At 69.5% G+C, this 14,774-nt stretch carries 12 protein-coding genes and 1 pseudogene; 4 read left to right on the top strand and 9 right to left on the bottom strand.

Annotated features, from left to right (window positions below):
* Positions 1 to 201: pseudogene (locus tag D7V93_RS21270) on the top strand (hypothetical protein); the annotation flags it as partial.
* A 4-nt stretch (positions 202 to 205) separates the two neighbouring features.
* Here D7V93_RS21270 and D7V93_RS21265 read toward each other — a convergent pair.
* The 8 genes from D7V93_RS21265 to D7V93_RS21235 all read right to left on the bottom strand — a co-directional run bounded on the left by D7V93_RS21265 (position 206) and on the right by D7V93_RS21235 (position 9,725).
* On the bottom strand, positions 206 to 580 hold the full coding sequence (locus D7V93_RS21265) for an imm11 family protein (protein ID WP_341870951.1): 375 nt from the start codon (positions 578 to 580) through the stop codon (positions 206 to 208).
* 204 nt (positions 581 to 784) lie between these two features.
* Positions 785 to 2,119: an AHH domain-containing protein gene (locus D7V93_RS21260; RefSeq protein ID WP_120645158.1), complete on the bottom strand. Its 1,335-nt coding sequence runs from the start codon at positions 2,117 to 2,119 to the stop codon at positions 785 to 787.
* Positions 2,120 to 2,177: 58 nt separating this feature from the next.
* Entirely contained in the window at positions 2,178 to 2,552 is a 375-nt protein-coding gene (locus D7V93_RS21255) for an imm11 family protein (RefSeq protein ID WP_341870950.1), read from the bottom strand.
* Between the two features lie 206 nt (positions 2,553 to 2,758).
* Positions 2,759 to 4,093 carry an AHH domain-containing protein gene (locus D7V93_RS21250; RefSeq protein ID WP_120645156.1) on the bottom strand — a complete coding sequence of 445 codons (1,335 nt, stop codon included), beginning with the start codon at positions 4,091 to 4,093 and terminating at the stop codon, positions 2,759 to 2,761.
* A 57-nt stretch (positions 4,094 to 4,150) separates the two neighbouring features.
* A complete protein-coding gene (locus tag D7V93_RS21245) occupies positions 4,151 to 6,385 on the bottom strand; it encodes a S9 family peptidase (RefSeq protein ID WP_120645155.1) in 2,235 nt (744 codons plus the stop codon).
* Positions 6,386 to 6,419: 34 nt separating this feature from the next.
* The gene (locus D7V93_RS21240; RefSeq protein WP_158623808.1) at positions 6,420 to 7,811 is read right to left on the bottom strand and encodes an aminotransferase-like domain-containing protein; all 1,392 of its coding nucleotides are present in this window, start codon (positions 7,809 to 7,811) and stop codon (positions 6,420 to 6,422) included.
* Positions 7,812 to 7,911: 100 nt separating this feature from the next.
* The gene (locus D7V93_RS45045; protein ID WP_158623807.1) at positions 7,912 to 9,234 is read right to left on the bottom strand and encodes a putative sensor domain DACNV-containing protein; all 1,323 of its coding nucleotides are present in this window, start codon (positions 9,232 to 9,234) and stop codon (positions 7,912 to 7,914) included.
* A gap of 188 nt (positions 9,235 to 9,422) precedes the next feature.
* Positions 9,423 to 9,725: a hypothetical protein gene (locus tag D7V93_RS21235; RefSeq protein WP_120645153.1), complete on the bottom strand. Its 303-nt coding sequence runs from the start codon at positions 9,723 to 9,725 to the stop codon at positions 9,423 to 9,425.
* Positions 9,726 to 9,925: 200 nt separating this feature from the next.
* On the opposite strand from D7V93_RS21235, the gene D7V93_RS21230 reads away from it, so the two are divergent.
* The 3 genes from D7V93_RS21230 to D7V93_RS21220 all read left to right on the top strand — a co-directional run bounded on the left by D7V93_RS21230 (position 9,926) and on the right by D7V93_RS21220 (position 12,968).
* Complete coding sequence (locus tag D7V93_RS21230; protein WP_120645152.1) at positions 9,926 to 10,396, top strand: YqaA family protein; 471 nt, start codon at positions 9,926 to 9,928, stop codon at positions 10,394 to 10,396.
* 171 nt (positions 10,397 to 10,567) lie between these two features.
* On the top strand, positions 10,568 to 12,292 hold the full coding sequence (locus D7V93_RS21225; RefSeq protein WP_120645151.1) for a lamin tail domain-containing protein: 1,725 nt from the start codon (positions 10,568 to 10,570) through the stop codon (positions 12,290 to 12,292).
* Between the two features lie 55 nt (positions 12,293 to 12,347).
* Positions 12,348 to 12,968 carry a glutathione S-transferase family protein gene (locus tag D7V93_RS21220; protein WP_120645150.1) on the top strand — a complete coding sequence of 207 codons (621 nt, stop codon included), beginning with the start codon at positions 12,348 to 12,350 and terminating at the stop codon, positions 12,966 to 12,968.
* Between the two features lie 27 nt (positions 12,969 to 12,995).
* On the opposite strand, the gene D7V93_RS21215 is transcribed toward D7V93_RS21220, so the two are convergent.
* Complete coding sequence (locus tag D7V93_RS21215) at positions 12,996 to 14,582, bottom strand: S28 family serine protease (protein ID WP_120645149.1); 1,587 nt, start codon at positions 14,580 to 14,582, stop codon at positions 12,996 to 12,998.
* Between the last annotated feature and the right edge of the window lie 192 nt (positions 14,583 to 14,774).

Genomic DNA, 14,774 nt, shown 5'->3' with positions numbered 1-14,774 from the left:
CCGTGGCAGTACCGGGGCATCGTGACGAGCACGCTGTATTCGATGCGGCTGTTGGGTGGTTCGCTGGCGGTGGCGGCGCTGTCCCTGGCGCGGGGGCACTTCGCGCTGCAGTTCGCCATCGCCGCGGGGCTCACGACCGTCGCGGCGCTGGGGATGGCTTTGGCGGCACCGGGGCGGGAGGGCAACTTCGCGCGCGAGTAGGGCGCTACACTTCGGTGAAGTGCATGCCGGTGGCGCCGGTGCGCTCCAGTGCGGTCTTGAGGTCTTCGGAGACGATGAGGGCGACCTTCCAGCCCCAGGGGCGGAAGATCTGGGTGCCGCCTACCTTCGACTTGTCGATGCGCATGCCGTAGACGGAGCGGTACTCGCCGATCCTCTCCGGCTGACCGTGCTTCGCTTCCCAGAAGCGGATCTCCTCGGAGGCCTGCTCATTGATGCAGCGGATGAGCTTGGTCGCGACCAGAAGGACGTACTGATCCGGGTGCTTCGGGATGTCGACGGGGATGAGCTGCACGTCGTCGGCAGCCTGCTCCATGAGCACGTTCGCGAGCTTGACGTGGATGATGGGCGTCAGGCCCACGGGTATCAGGGAGAAATCCAGCGGCCTGCCTGCTTCGCTGAGACGAACGGTCAGGCGACCCTCGACGTGGACAGGACGTCCCTTCCCGAACATCCAGGGATCCTCTTCCTCATGACGTAGCTCGTTCCAGGGTGGCTCCAGAAGCCAGGTGCCGTCCTGGACGTCCTCCGAGAGTTCGAAAAATCGAGCAGCCATGCGCGGTATCTAGCGCCCCTTGGGCGAGGTCAGGAGCCTATTGATGGTGGTGCCCGCCGTAGAGGCCTCTTCGGCCAGTTCCTGAAGCACGCCTGTCAGCGCCTGGCGACAGCTCACCACGGTACGGCAGCCTTGCATGGCTGAGGTTATCCGCTGCATCACCAGCTCATGGTACGCGCGCGGGTGAGGTCCCTGATGGCCTTTGACCACGACAATGTTTTCAGGGTCCTTCAAGTCCATCCCAGCTTGCTTGAAAAGGTCCCTGAACCTTTGTGTCCACGGCCCACCGTTGTTGGAGGACTTCTCGTTCCGGAGGGTGGCCAGATGATGGCGCTGGGGAGGCCCACGGCGCGATGACATCGCGAGCGCGTTGGGCGCGAGCGCCACGGTGAATCCCTCGGCCGTCATCGCCACGGAGCGCACGCTTCCCAGGGCGACGTATTGGAACCCCGCCTGTGTCTCCACCGCGAGCGCGGCCTGCGCGGACCCCGGCAGCCCCTGCACCTTCGTCGCGAGCCCCGCCGTATTGCCCACGGCCGCGGTCGCCAGCATCACGAAGATTCGCGCCGCGTTCTCGCCCAGCACCTCCCCGTAGGCTTCACCCGCGTCGCGCACCTCGACGAATGTCGTGGCCTGGTCCACGTGGCGCACCAGGCTCACCCACCCGTCGAGGATGCGCCACACCGTGTCCACGCCCAGGTACGCAATCGCCGTGGCCGTCATCAGGGCGGCGAGCCCCTTGGACACGGGCTCTGGCAGCGCCCAGAGCAACAGGTACATCGTCACGGCGGAGGTCACCGTGGCCAGCACCGCCTGGGGATTCGCCAGGTCTTCCAGGGCCTCGGACGTCTCGCGCCACACCGAATCCATCGCGACCGCCATCGCCAGCGCATAGCGGCCGTCGCTTCCCAACAATGGCCCCTCTTCCAGCAGCCGCAGGCAATCCCCCTCCTGCTTCTTGTGGGCGCACCAGCGCTTGTAGCCGCGCGTCAGGTCGTCGGAGGCATCCAGCAGGTGCAGGTCGCGCACCTCCTGCTCGCCCAGGGGAACAATCTGCCGGGTCCGCGCCCTGAAGCCATACAGGCCGCTGCGCTCGGGCAGCCCGAACAGCTCGCGGGCCTCCCGCAGGGGATGGGCAGATGGCCGGACCTCCCGTGCGAGCGTCTCCACGGCCGTCTTGAATTCGTCATCCCCGAGCCGGGCCGCGGCGGGCGAGGCCCCTTCGACCTCGCGTGGCGTGACGACGCTCCGAACGCCATCGTCCGTCTCCAGGCTCACGACCCGCGTCGTCGCACAGCCTGACACGAGCATTCCCAGCAGCAGCGCCCACTCCAGCCGCTTCATGTCCGCCTCGCAGTCAGGGCGTCACGGTAACAGCTCTCAAAGAGTGCGTGCTTGGGCGCTATACCTCGGTGAAGTGCATGCCGGTGGCGCCGGTGCGCTCCAGTGCGGTCTTGAGGTCTTCGGAGACGATGAGGGCGACCTTCCAGCCCCAGGGGCGGAAGAGCTGGGTGTCGCCTACCTTCGACTTGTCGATGCGCATGCCGTAGACGGAGCGGTACTCGCCGATCCTCTCCGGCTGACCGTGCTTCGCTTCCCAGAAGCGGATCTCCTCGGAGGCCTGTTCATTGATGCAGCGGATGAGCTTGGTCGCGACCAGGAGGACGTACTGGTCCGGTTGCTTCGGGATGTCGACGGGGATGAGCTGCACGTCGTCGGCAGCCTGCTCCATGAGCACGTTCGCGAGCTTGACATGGATGATGGGCGTCAGGCCCACTCCCGCCAGCGAGAAATCCTGGGGCCTTCCAGGCTCAAGGATGGGAACCCGGAGGCGGTCTGTCAGGTGAACCGGCTCTCCCTCTCCGAACATCCAGGGGTTGTCGACCTCTATCGAGTTCATATCGGCAGGGTCGTCCAGGTACCAATTTCCCTCCTGAACGTCCGCTCCCAGGTCAAAGAATCGAGCAGCCATATTGTTGGTACTCAGCGTGCCTTGCGTGATGTCAGAAGATTGTTGAGGAGTGTTCCCGGGGCATTGGCTTCCTTGGCGAGATCCTGAAGCGCACTCGTCAGGGCCTCGCGACATTGCACCACGGTCCGGCAGGTTCTTGTGGCACTGCTCAACCGCCTCATCACGAGCTCATGGTATTCCCGTGGATGCGGCCCCCGGTGCCCCTGGACCTCCACGATGTTCTCCGGGTCCTTCAGCTCCATTCCAGCCTTCTTGAAGAGCTTCCGGAAGATCGGTGTCCACGGCCCACCGTTGTTGGAGGACTTCTCATTCCGGAGGGTGGCCAGATGATGGCGCTGCGGAGGCCCACGGCGCGATGACATCGCGAGTGCGTTGGGCGCGAGCGCCACGGTGAATCCCTCGGCCGTCATCGCCACGGAGCGCACGCTTCCCAGGGCGACGTATTGGAACCCCGCCTGTGTCTCCACCGCGAGCGCGGCCTGCGCGGACCCCGGCAGCCCCTGCACCTTCGTCGCGAGCCCCGCCGTATTGCCCACGGCCGCGGTCGCCAGCATCACGAAGATTCGCGCCGCGTTCTCGCCCAGCACCTCCCCGTAGGCTTCACCCGCGTCGCGCACCTCGACAAACGTCGTGGCCTGGTCCACGTGGCGCACCAGGGTCACCCAGCCGTCCAGGATGCGCCACACCGTGTCCACGCCCAGGTACGCAATCGCCGTGGCTGTCATCAGGGCGGCGAGCCCCTTGGACACGGGCTCCGGCAGGGCCCAGAGCAACAGGTACATCGTCACGGCGGAGGTCACCGTGGCCAGCACCGCCTGGGGACTCGCCAGGTCTTCCAGGGCCTCGGACGTCTCGCGCCACACCGAATCCATCGCGACCGCCATCGCCAGCGCATAGCGGCCGTCGCTTCCCAACAACGGCCCCTCTTCCAGCAGCCGCAGGCAATCCCCCTCCTGCTTCTTGTGGGCGCACCAGCGCTTGTAGCCGCGCGTCAGGTCGTCGGAGGCATCCAGCAGGTGCAGGTCGCGCACCTCCTGCTCGCCCAGGGGAACAATCTGCCGGGTCCGCGCCCTGAAGCCATACAGGCCGCTCCGCTCGGGCAGCCCGAACAGCTCGCGGGCCTCCCGCAGGGGATGGGCAGATGGCCGGACCTCCCGTGCGAGCGTCTCCACAGCCGTCTTGAATTCGTCATCCCCGAGCCGGGCCGCGGCGGGCGAGGCCCCTTCGGCTTCAACCGGCGTGACGACGGTGCGAACGCCGTCGTCCGTCTCCAGGCTCACGACCCGCGTCGTCGCGCAGCCCGACACGAGCATTCCCAGCAGCAGCGCCCACCCCAGCCGCTTCATGTCCGCCTCGCAGTCACTTCCGCCGCGGCGGCACGCTAACAGCAAACCCGGGCCCGCTCAGCGGGGCTCGCCCAGCTCCCGGAGGAAGAACCGACGGATGTCGTCCAGGTAGTACCGACCTTCGGGCCCGTTGGGGCTGTGTCCCTCACCGGGCATGATCAACAGGTCGAAGTGCTTGTTCGCGCGCACCAGCGCCTGGGCCATCCGCATCGTCGTGGACAGCGACGCATTCACATCGCTGGTGCCGTGCATCATCTTCAGCGCCCCCTGGAGCTTCCCCGCAAGCGCCTCATTGGAGCCCGCCGCGTAACCCTCCGGATTCTCCGCGAGCAGGCCCATGTTGGGCTCGTTGATGAGGGCTTCCTCCGTCAGCGCACCCGGTGCTCCCGCGTAGCCTGCCTTGAAGAACTCCGGCGCTGTCAGCATCCCCCGCAGCGCGAAGTAGCCGCCCCAGGAATGGCCATGGATGCCCACCCGCTCCAGGTCCATATAGGGCCGGCTCGCGCCCGCCTGCTTCAAGGCCGCTACGTGGTCCGGAATCTCCGTCTGGCCCACGCGCCCGTAGTTCACGTCCTGGAACGCCTTGCTCCGCCCCGGCGTACCCCGCGCGTCCAGCACCATGACGACGAACCCGAGCTGTGCCATCGAATGGGCGACGAACGACTCGACGCTACCCGCATACCCCCAGGGCACCACCGTCGTGAACGGTCCCGCGTAGATGATGTCGAGCACCGGGTAGCGCTTCTTCGGGTCGAAGTCCCACGGCTTGTACAGCACGCCATACAGCGGCGTGGTGCCGTCTGCCGCCTTGACCGTGAGCGGCTCCGGCGGTGTGTAGTGCAACGCCGCCAACGCGCTCGCGTCCGCCTTCGCGTAGCGGAAGGACGCCCGCCCGTCCGTCGAGGCGACATCCCAGACCCTCGGCTGCGTCCGGGTGGAGTGCCCATCCACGAAGTACCGCGTGGAGGGAGACATCACCACCCGGTGCACTCCGGGCTCCGGGGACAGGCGCTTCAGGTCTCCTCCCGTCATGGCCACCCGGTACACAAGCCGGTCATACGGAGCCTCACGCTCCGCGGAGGCCAGCGCGAAGACGGTGTCTCCCTTGGGCGCCACGCCCAACACCGCGTGGACCGGGAACGGGCCCCGGGTGACCTGCCGCACGAGCTTGCCCGAATAGTCATACAGATAGACATGACGCCAGCCGTCCCGCTCCGACATCCAGAGGAAGTGCTGGTTGTCCGGCAGGGGCTTCACCTGCCGAGACCACCCCTCCACCGCGAAGTCGAGCGCCCCCACGAACGTCTCCGGGCGCTCCTCCCGCAGCACGTGCCGGCGCTGGCCCGTCGTCGGCTCCACCGCCACCAGGTCCAGCCGCTTGCCGTCCCGCGAGAGCTGGAGCACGAGCGCCTCCCGTCCGTCCGGACGCCAGCCCGCGAACCATTCATAGCCCTCCGTCTCCGCGCGCGGCACGGCCACCACCTGCCCCGACTCCACCGCGATGACGTGCAGCTCCGCGCGCATCAGGGGCGTGCCTGTCTTGGAATAGGGCGCCCAGGTCACCTTCTCCAACGCCGTGCTGTAGTCGACCAGCGGAAGCTGGTGCATGCCCCGGGTGTCCTCGCGCCAGACCGCCAGGAACCGACCCTGGGGCGACCACGCCGACTCGGGCACCCGCCACGCGTTGTCCTCCGTGCCGGTGCGCTCCACCCGGACCTTCCCCTGAGCGTCCACCACCGCGAACCCGGCCTCCCGTTGCTCCGCGACCGCCTTGCCATCCGGCGACAGGGCATTTCCGGGAACGAGCGACAGCGCGACCGGATCCGTGGGCGCGAGCGCCACGACGCGGCGGTCGGTCAGGCCCAGCGTGAACGCCTTTCCCTGCACGGAAAAGGCAATCCCTCGCGCATCAGGCATGAGCGTGAAGGGCATGAAGCCAGACACCGTGGGCGGCTTCCCGAGCAGCTGCGTGAGCTGGGTGCGCAGCACCTCCGGTGGCAACAGGGGCTGCTGGGTCTTCCGCTGCGCATCGACCAGCACCCAGGTCTCCCGATACGGGTCGACCATGGACCAGTACACGAACCGTTCGCCCTCGGGCAGCCACCGCGGTGGGCTCAGGGTGTCGCGGATGCGATCCGGCAACCGGAACGAGGCATGGGAGAAGTCGAGCCGCTCCTGGAGCGGATCCGCCATCACCCTCGAGGGCGCGAACAAACCCATTCCAATCAGGAGCAGGAACGTGACATGGGCACGCGACGCGAAGCCGCCACGGAGGCAAACAGGAGGTGTCATGGGCACTTCCAGGGACAGCGAGGGAAGGGGAACGTCAGGTCATCCGGCGCGGTGTCGGGGATGAGGCGCCAAGCAGCTCCGCGAGCGTCTTCAACCCCCGCTCCAGCTCCGCGCGGGAGCTGGCCGCGCCCAGCGAGACCCGGAGCGCATTGGGCGCATGGCCCGGCCGGGCCGCGAACAGGTGCCCCGGACCCAGGAGCACATCCCGCGCGGCGGCCTGTTCGACCAGCTCCGTGGCCCGGCGGTGCTCGGGAATGGGCATCCACAGGAAGTACGCGGTGGCATGCGCGATATACGGGTGGCCCTTCAACACGGACGCCGCCAGGGATTGCCGGGCCGTGGCTTCGGCCCGCCGTGCGTCGCGGAGTGCCTCGGCCGTGCCGTCGGAAATCCACTGCGACGCAATCTCATTCAACAGCGGCGACCCGGACCAGACCGTCGCCGCGGCCGCATGCTCCAGCGCCCGGCGGGCCTCGGCGGGGGCCCGGATGAAACCCACGCGCAACGCGGGCAGGGTCGCCTTGGACAGACTTCCAATGTGATACGTCCGCCCCGGGTCCAGCGCGACGAGCGGCGGCGGCGCCTTCGCGACGAGCGGCGCCAGCGCTCCATTCTCGATGATCGTCACGCCGAACTCACGGCAGACCTCCACGAGCGCCTGCCGCCGCTTCAACGGCATGATCGCCGTGGTCGGGTTGTGATTCGTCGGGGTGCAATAGAGCACCCGGGCACCGCTCTTCCGGCAGGCCTCCGCGAGCGCCTCCGGAATCAGCCCGTCCTCATCGAGCGCCACCGGATGCGTGGGCAGCCGGAGCCACTCCGCCGCGCTGAGGACCCCCGGATAGGTGATGTCCTCCACCAGCACGCCCTCGGGCGTCGCCAGCAATGACAACAGCATCAGGGTGCCATGCTGGGCCCCGCCGCACACCGTGACCTCCCCGGTGGACGCAGGCACCCCCGCGAGCCCGAGCCAGCGTGCCCCCGCCTCCCGCTGGGACTCGGAGCCCGCGTGCGCCTGATAGCCACTGAGCGCGGCCAGGTCCGCGCGTCCCCCCAGGCGCGTCAGCGCGGCGGCGAGCGACAGGTGCCCCAGGTCCCCGGGCACGATGGGCACCGCCGTGGGGCCCAGGTCGATGCGCGTCCGGTCAAGCTGCGGCGAGTAGGGGTCCGCCTCCGTCAAATCCCTCACGAACGTCCCGTTCCCCACCTGGCTGCGGATGAGCCCCCGCCGCTCGGCTTCGGCATATGCCCGCGTCACCGTCCCCAGGGACGCCTCCACCGTGGCCGCCAGCTCCCGGTGCGTCGGCAGCCGGTCCCCCGCGCGCAGCCTTCCGGCGCTGATGTCCGCCGCGAGCGCGTCGACGAGCGCCGCATACAGCGGCCCGCCGGAGCGTTTCAGGCGCGGCTTCCAGGTGGAGCGGGTCATGGACTTCCTTGGGACGGAGGCGTCATGGGACGCAACACGGATTGTACCATGACAATTCCCGAGGCGTACCCATCCAGGTGCCGGGAGCTCCCCCGCGGGCTCAGTCCTCCGTGAGGAGGAGGCTCCAGAGCAGCACCTTCTTCTTGCCGGGCGGCCGGTGCAGGCAGCGGACCGGGCCGTCCTGGGACGCGACGAACACGATGGCGCCGGAGTGCTGGTTGGCGAAGACGGCCGCGGCGCGGTGGCGCGAACCATGCTGGCTGATGGGGTAGTGCGGCCCGGGCCGCCCCTGGAGCGTGCGCGCTTCGAAGACCTGCGGCGGACCGCTGCGCGGGATGGCGATCTGATACCCCGCGCAGAGCACCTCCAGCTCCGGCCCCAGCACCAGCGCGTTGTCCACCGCGGTGAACTGCCCGATGCTCTCCACCAGCGCCTGGAAGTCGCTCTCGGTCACCTTGTCGTCGTGTTCGGCGGCGGCCTTCTTCAGCTCCGGGTCCTCTGGCGCCTCCGCCCCGGCGGCCCGCCCGGCCTCCGCGCGCCACGCGCCGTTGATGAGGTCCGCCCGCGCCTGCACGAAGCGCTTCAACCGCTCGCGCAGCAGCGAGCCCTGCTCGGGCGGCAGGCTGTACTTGCCGCGCGTGCGGAAGCGCTCCATGTCGTGCTGCTTGGGCAGGAAGGCAATCAGCCCGCCGTGGTGCAGCGTCCCCATCTTCCGGATGAGGCCCTGCACCGCGTTGGACACGTACCACTCGCGGTTGCCGCCCATCAGCGGCTGCACCTTCGGCAGCGACTCCACCAGCGTGGCGCACTGCTCCAGCAGCGCCGAGCGCACCGCGCTGTCCTCGTGGAAGAGCAGGTCGTGCAACGCCACGCGCCGCCCCGGGGGCACTGGCGCGCCCTGCTCGTAGCGGAACACCTCGCGGCCCTGGGTGCTCACCACCAGGTGCCCCGGCTCGGGCGCGTGGAGGATGAAGACGTCCTCCTCGCCCTCGGCGTGGAACTCCGTGTACTCCACCCGTCGCGCCAGCCCCTGGATGCGCAGCTTCCCGTCGCGCGGCCCCACCACCACCGCCGTGCGCGGCAGGTGCGCGGCGGGCGCCAGCTTCACCAAGGCCTCCACGCTGAAGTCGGTGATGCTCGACTTGGGCTCCAGCGGCAGCGTCTCCCACGCCTGCCGTTGGCCCCGGGCGCCGCCGATGAAGACCGTCTCCCGCACCGCCTGCAGGCCCGGCAACCCCTGCGCGTGGTAGGCGATGCGCACGCGCGTGGCCTCGCCTTCCTCCCGGCCCAGGCTCGCGAAGAACACCGTGTCCGCCAGGACGACCAGCAGGCGCAACGTCGGCTCGGCCACGGGCGTCTTGGCGAACTGGCGCAGCCAGCTGCGCAGGGCTTCTCCGGGATATTGCAGGCCGGGTTCATCCATCGGGCGCGCAGCATACCCACGCCTTCTGGCTTCCCGGAGGAAGTCCCGCTCCCGCCGCATCGCGGCGTCGGCTTTCCAGCCCCGCGAGGAAGCAGGCCCGACCTGTAGCACCGCCGGCGCCGCGGGACGGGCGAGGTCGTCACTCCGCGGGAGCGCGAACAGCGAGACCTCCGCGTCCAGGGCCGTCGTCATTCTTCGATGAGCGGCTGGAGCGTGCCGAACCGCTCCACGCCCTGGTCCAGTGCCGAGCGCACCGCGTGCATCAGCGCGCCATCCGACATCCGCCGCACCACCACGAGCCGGGTCGCCACGAAGGACGGCGCGCCCCCCAGTCGCTCCTCCAGCGCCTCCAGGGTGTGCACGGTGAGCACGAAGCGGCGCCCGTCTCGCAGCCGCACCTCCAGGTCCCGGGAGCCCTGGAAGGGCAGGTCCGGGTCGTCGGCGACGAGCAGGGAGGCGATCCGCTCGTCCTCGGTGTCGATGGACCGCATGCCTGTCCGCTCCCGCGCGCGTCGTCGCATGCCTGGGACGATGGGGACCCCCACCCGCGCCTACAACCCGTCCAGCGGATCCGCCCCCGGAGGCGGACAGCCCCTGGCCCCCAGGGGCAAGGCGGAGGGCAGGGCGGCGGGCAGGAGACGCCACGGGGGACAAGACGAACGGCTGGCGCGGGTGTATGGCCGGACCTCCCATGCCCGAGCCGTCCACACTGTCCACCTGGGGCCTGCCCGGGATGTTCTTCGTCGCGATGCTCGCGGGCTCCGTGGTGCCGGTGCCCTCCGAGGCGATGCTCGCCGCGCTCATCTACAATGGCACCCCGCCGGTGACGGCCACCGTCGTGGCCACCGTGGGCAACGTGCTGGGCGCCGTGACGCTCTACATCCTGGGCCAGTGGGTGTCGCGCGGCGGCGGCGGGCCCGTGGGGCGCTGGTTCTCGCGGCGGAGGGCGAAGGAAGGCCCCCGCATGCAGCGCATCGAGGCGAACCTGCGCACCTGGGGCGCCCCCGCGCTCCTCATGTCCTGGCTGCCCATCCTGGGTGACGCGTTCGTCATCGCCGGCGGCTTCGTGGGCGTCCGCCCCGTGCCGTTCGTCTTCTTCGTCACCCTGGGCAAGGGCATCCGCTACGCCTTCGTCGCGCTGTCCACCACCGCCGCCATGTAACATTGTGAAATATGACCCGGGGTGCTTGACGCCCGGTTCACGCAACGTTTCAAAGATTGTGACGGATAAACGCGCAGGGCGTCGTGTACGCGGAATACTGCGTGCGCGGCGCTGCCGTGACGTCCCAATCCCCTACGGCTCCTGGTTCTCCCGGGAGCAGGATGAAACATCGTGAGCCTGAAACAAGACCTCTTCCGGCGTCCTGCCGGTTCCTGGCGAGCGTGGTCCTTCACGTTGGTGTGCGCGGCGCTGACCGCGTGCGGCGGGCCGGTGGAGTCAGAGGCGTCTGACGAGGCCTCTCCGGAGGTAGCGACGCGCGAGGACGGGCTGGCCAACGTGCGGCTGCGCCTGATGGCGGCCAACCTGAGCAGCGGCACCGGCCAGGACTACGACCCGGGCCACGGCATCCGCATCTTCCAGGGCACCGACGCGGACGTCGTGATGATCCAGGAGTTCAATTACAAGACGGACTCTGCGGCGGACATCCGCAGCTTCGTCGACACCGCGTTCGGCACGGGCTTCTCGTACTTCCGTGAGGCCGGGGCGCAGATTCCCAACGGCATCATCAGCCGCTACCCCATCGTGGCGGCCGGTGAGTGGGACGACACGCAGGTGTCCAACCGGGACTTCTCCTGGGCACGCATCAACATCCCGGGCCCCAAGGACCTGTGGGTGGTGAGCGTGCACCTCTTGACGACCAGCTCCTCCGTCCGCAACACGGAGGCCTCCAACCTGGTGAAGTTCATCAACGCCAACGTGCCCGCGGGGGACTTCCTGGCCATTGGCGGCGACTTCAACAGCGGCAGCCGCAGCGAGGCTCTCTTCAGCACCTTCTCCCAGGTGGTGTCGACGGCGTCGCCGTACCCGGCGGACCGCAATGGCAACACCAACACCAACGCGGGCCGCAACTCGCCGTATGACCACGTGCTGGTGGACAGCGACCTGCGCGCCTACCAGACGTCGGTCGTCATCGGCTCCAGCACCTTCGCCAACGGGCTGGTGGCGGACACGCGCGTGTACTCGCCCCTGTCGGACATCTCTCCCGCGCTGTCGGGCGACAGCGGCGCCTCCGGCATGCAGCACATGGGCGTCATCAAGGACTTCCTCGTCCCGGGGGACGGCACGACCTCCAGCGCGGTGACGGTGCTGTCTCCCAACGGCGGTGAGAGCTGGGTGGGCGGCTCCTCGCACACCATCACCTGGAGCTCGTCCGGCGTCTCCAACGTGAAGGTGGAGTACTCGCTGAACGGCTCCACCTGGTCGTCCGTGGCGGCGAGCACGGGCGCGTCCTCCGGCGGCGTGACGTGGACGGTGCCCGGCAGCGCCAGCACCAACGCCTGGGTGCGGGTGAGCGACGCGAGCGACGCCTCCGTCAACGACCTGAGCAACGGCGCCTTCGCCATCACCACCGGCGGTGGTGGCGGCACCGGCCAGGTGTTCATCAACGAGGTGCTGCTGAACGAGGCGGGCTCGGACGTGAACGGGGAGTTCGTGGAGCTGGTCAACACCGGCACCGCGGCGGTGGACCTGAGCGGCTGGTCGGTGTCGGACAGCGCGAGCGTGCGCCACACCTTCGCCAGCGGCACGACCGTGGCGGCGGGCAAGGCGGTGGTGGTGTTCGGTGGCGCGGCGGGCATCCCTGCCGGCACGGCGGGCGCGGTGGCCGCGTCCACGGGCACGCTGGGGCTGTCCAACAGCGGAGACACCGTCACGCTGAAGAACGCGTCGGGCACGGCCGTGGACACGGCCACCCTCGCCTCGTCGCTCGCGGGCACGGACGGCGTGTCCGCCAACCGCAGCCCGGACGCGAGCGCCACCGGCAGCTTCACGCTGCACACGTCCGTGTCGAGCGCGACCAGCTCGCCCGGCAAGCGCGCCAGCGGCGTCGCGTTCTAGTCACCGCCGCAAGGGGGGCGTCCCCTTCGCGCCCCCCTTGCGGTAAGCCTGTTCCATGCTGAAGGTCCACCACCTCAACGAATCGCGCTCCCAGCGCATCCTCTGGCTCCTGGAGGAGCTGGGGGTCGACTACGAAATCGTCCGCTACCAGCGCGACGCGAAGACGCGGCTGGCTCCGCCGGAGCTCAAGGCCGTGCACCCCCTGGGCAAGTCGCCGGTGGTGGAGGACGACGGTCGCGTGCTGGCCGAGTCCGGGGCCATCGTGGAGACGCTCATCCGCCGTCACGGGAAGGGACGCCTGGCGCCCGCGCCCGAGGACCAGGACGCGTACACGCACTGGCTCCACTTCGCGGAGGGCTCCGCGATGCTGCCCATCATGCAACTGCTCTACGTGCAGCGGCTGGGCGAGGCCGGCTCCCCGCTGCGGCCGCGCATCGACTCCGAGCTGAAGAACCACCTGGGCTACCTGGAGGGCGCGCTCCAGGGCCGCGAGTTCCTCGTGGGCTCCACGCTGACGGGCGCGGACATCCAGAACAGCTTCGTGCTGGAGTCGGCGAAGGCGTTCCGGCTGCTCGGCGAGTACCCGAACCTGACGGCCTACCTCGACCGCCTGCACGCGCGCCCCGCGTACCAGCGCGCGGTGGAGAAGGGCGGCCCGTACGCCCTGGGTCGCTGAACGAAGCGCGGGCGCCGGTGCCTCTGCCTAGCGGTGCAGGCCCGAGCGCAGCCGCGGCGGCAGGTGCGGCGCGAAGGTGGGCGGCTCCTCCGCGAGCGAGACCTTCGGCGAGCGCTTCAGCGGGGCGATGCCCATCCAGCGGTGGATGTTCGCCTTCGCCGCGAGCTGCTGTTCCGCGGGGAGCTGGGTGATGCGTGAGCCGTGGTTGCCACCCTCCACCGTGTAGAAGAACGAGTCCTGCGCGTTGCCTGTCACGTAGGCCGCCGACGTCCACGGATCCAGGCTGCCGTAGATGAACATCAGGCGCTCGCCGTGGACGGAGACCCAGTCCTGGATGTCCGGCATGGCCTCCGGCCGGAAGACGAACGGGATGCCGGGCGGCGAGTACACGTCCCCGGTGTCGGTGCCCGGGTGGTGGATGAGCGCGCCCAGGTGCTCCTCATAGGGGCGGGGCCAGCCCAGCTCCAGCGCCGCCTGGTAGTAGTAGGCGTCGTAGCCCGCGACGCCCTTGTCGGAGAAGCTGTCCAACCCCACCTCGTAGTCCATCGCGGCGAAGAGCACCTCATCCGTGGCGGTGGTGTCGGGGATGCTCTGGTTGCAGCGCGACGGGGCGTCGTACTGCCAGAAGGCGAAGTAGGTCTCGATGACCGCGTGCTCCAGCGCCAGCTCGAAGCCGAGCCGCGTGAACGTCAGCTTCTCCTGCTCGGCGTAGGCGCGGTACCGCTCCAGCATCTTCTCCCGGCGCGAGAGCACCTCGCGCTGGAAGGCCCACAGGCGCTCGCGGCAGGCCGCCTGGGCCTCGCCGCCGACCACCGCCTGGAACGCCGGGAAGCGGTCGTCGTCGCGGCGCGCGATGGGCGCCACGTAGGCCACGGTGGCGTCCACGTCATCCGGGTGGTAGCGGCGGAAGAACACCACCGTCTCGCCGCCCTTGCTGGCGCCCGTGGACACCCACTTGCCGGTGTAGAGGAGCTTGAGCGCCTGGGTGAGGCGGTGGAAGTCGTCCGCGGACTGGCGGACGGTGAGGTGGCTCCAGTCCGCGGGAGACGGGATGCTGGGCGGGAAGAAGCGGTGCTCCACCGACAGCTGGTTCGCGCTCAGCAGTTGCGTGAGCTCCGAACGACTGGCGGCCACGGAGACGCCGTAGCCTCCGGTGTGGAGCACCATGGGCTTCGTGTCCGCCGCGTGCAGCAGCGTCACGCGCTGCTCGAAGCGCTGGCACTCCGGATGCGCGTGGTCTTGCGGCTGGTTGAACGTCATGATGAAGAAGCGGTAGCCCGTGGGAAGCCTCGCCCCGTTGGGGTTCTCCTCCACGGTGAGCCCGGGGATGGCGCGCAGCCGGACCAGGAGGTCCAGCGACGTGTCGGAGATGACGGCCAGGTCCGCCGTCCCCTCGGCCCAGCCGCTCGGGGTGCACGCCACGCCGCCGTCGGTGCCCGCGTCCTCCGCGCCCGTTCCGGCGTCCTCCGTGCCCGCGTCCTCCGTGCCCGCGTCCTCGACCTGGGTGCCGCTGTCAGGGGTCGTGTCCGGCTCATCGCCACAGGCCACCGGGCCTGACAGCGCGAGGAGCGGAAGGAGGAGCAACAGGTGGGGGAAGCGAGCAGCGCGAGCCATGGGTCTCCCAGGAAAGGGCGCCCACTCTAGGCCAGGGCGCTGGAGGTCCGCTCTGTCCGGCGGGGAGGGCCCACGACCGCGTGTGGCTTGAGTCCACCCCGCGTGCGCGATAGCCACGTCCCGTCACGTCTCCCTGGAGCCCTCCATGAAGCCCCTGCTGCTGGCCGCCCTCCTCGCCGCCGCGCCCTCCAC

Origin of the sequence: Corallococcus llansteffanensis, assembly GCF_003612055.1 — a bacterium.
GTDB lineage: Bacteria > Myxococcota > Myxococcia > Myxococcales > Myxococcaceae > Corallococcus > Corallococcus llansteffanensis.
This window is presented reverse-complemented; position numbering and strand designations above follow the sequence as displayed.

What these genes read in the sequence shown, in the direction of transcription:
- D7V93_RS21260 (WP_120645158.1), bottom strand. Translation starts at nt 2,119, where the DNA reads ATGAAGCGGCTGGAGTGGGCGCTGCTGCTGGGAATGCTCGTGTCAGGC.
- D7V93_RS21250 (WP_120645156.1), bottom strand. Translation starts at nt 4,093, where the DNA reads ATGAAGCGGCTGGGGTGGGCGCTGCTGCTGGGAATGCTCGTGTCGGGC.
- D7V93_RS21245 (WP_120645155.1), bottom strand. Translation starts at nt 6,385, where the DNA reads ATGACACCTCCTGTTTGCCTCCGTGGCGGCTTCGCGTCGCGTGCCCAT.
- D7V93_RS21240 (WP_158623808.1), bottom strand. Translation starts at nt 7,811, where the DNA reads ATGACCCGCTCCACCTGGAAGCCGCGCCTGAAACGCTCCGGCGGGCCG.
- D7V93_RS45045 (WP_158623807.1), bottom strand. Translation starts at nt 9,234, where the DNA reads ATGGATGAACCCGGCCTGCAATATCCCGGAGAAGCCCTGCGCAGCTGG.
- D7V93_RS21235 (WP_120645153.1), bottom strand. Translation starts at nt 9,725, where the DNA reads ATGCGGTCCATCGACACCGAGGACGAGCGGATCGCCTCCCTGCTCGTC.
- D7V93_RS21230 (WP_120645152.1), top strand. Translation starts at nt 9,926, where the DNA reads ATGCCCGAGCCGTCCACACTGTCCACCTGGGGCCTGCCCGGGATGTTC.
- D7V93_RS21220 (WP_120645150.1), top strand. Translation starts at nt 12,348, where the DNA reads ATGCTGAAGGTCCACCACCTCAACGAATCGCGCTCCCAGCGCATCCTC.
- D7V93_RS21215 (WP_120645149.1), bottom strand. Translation starts at nt 14,582, where the DNA reads ATGGCTCGCGCTGCTCGCTTCCCCCACCTGTTGCTCCTCCTTCCGCTC.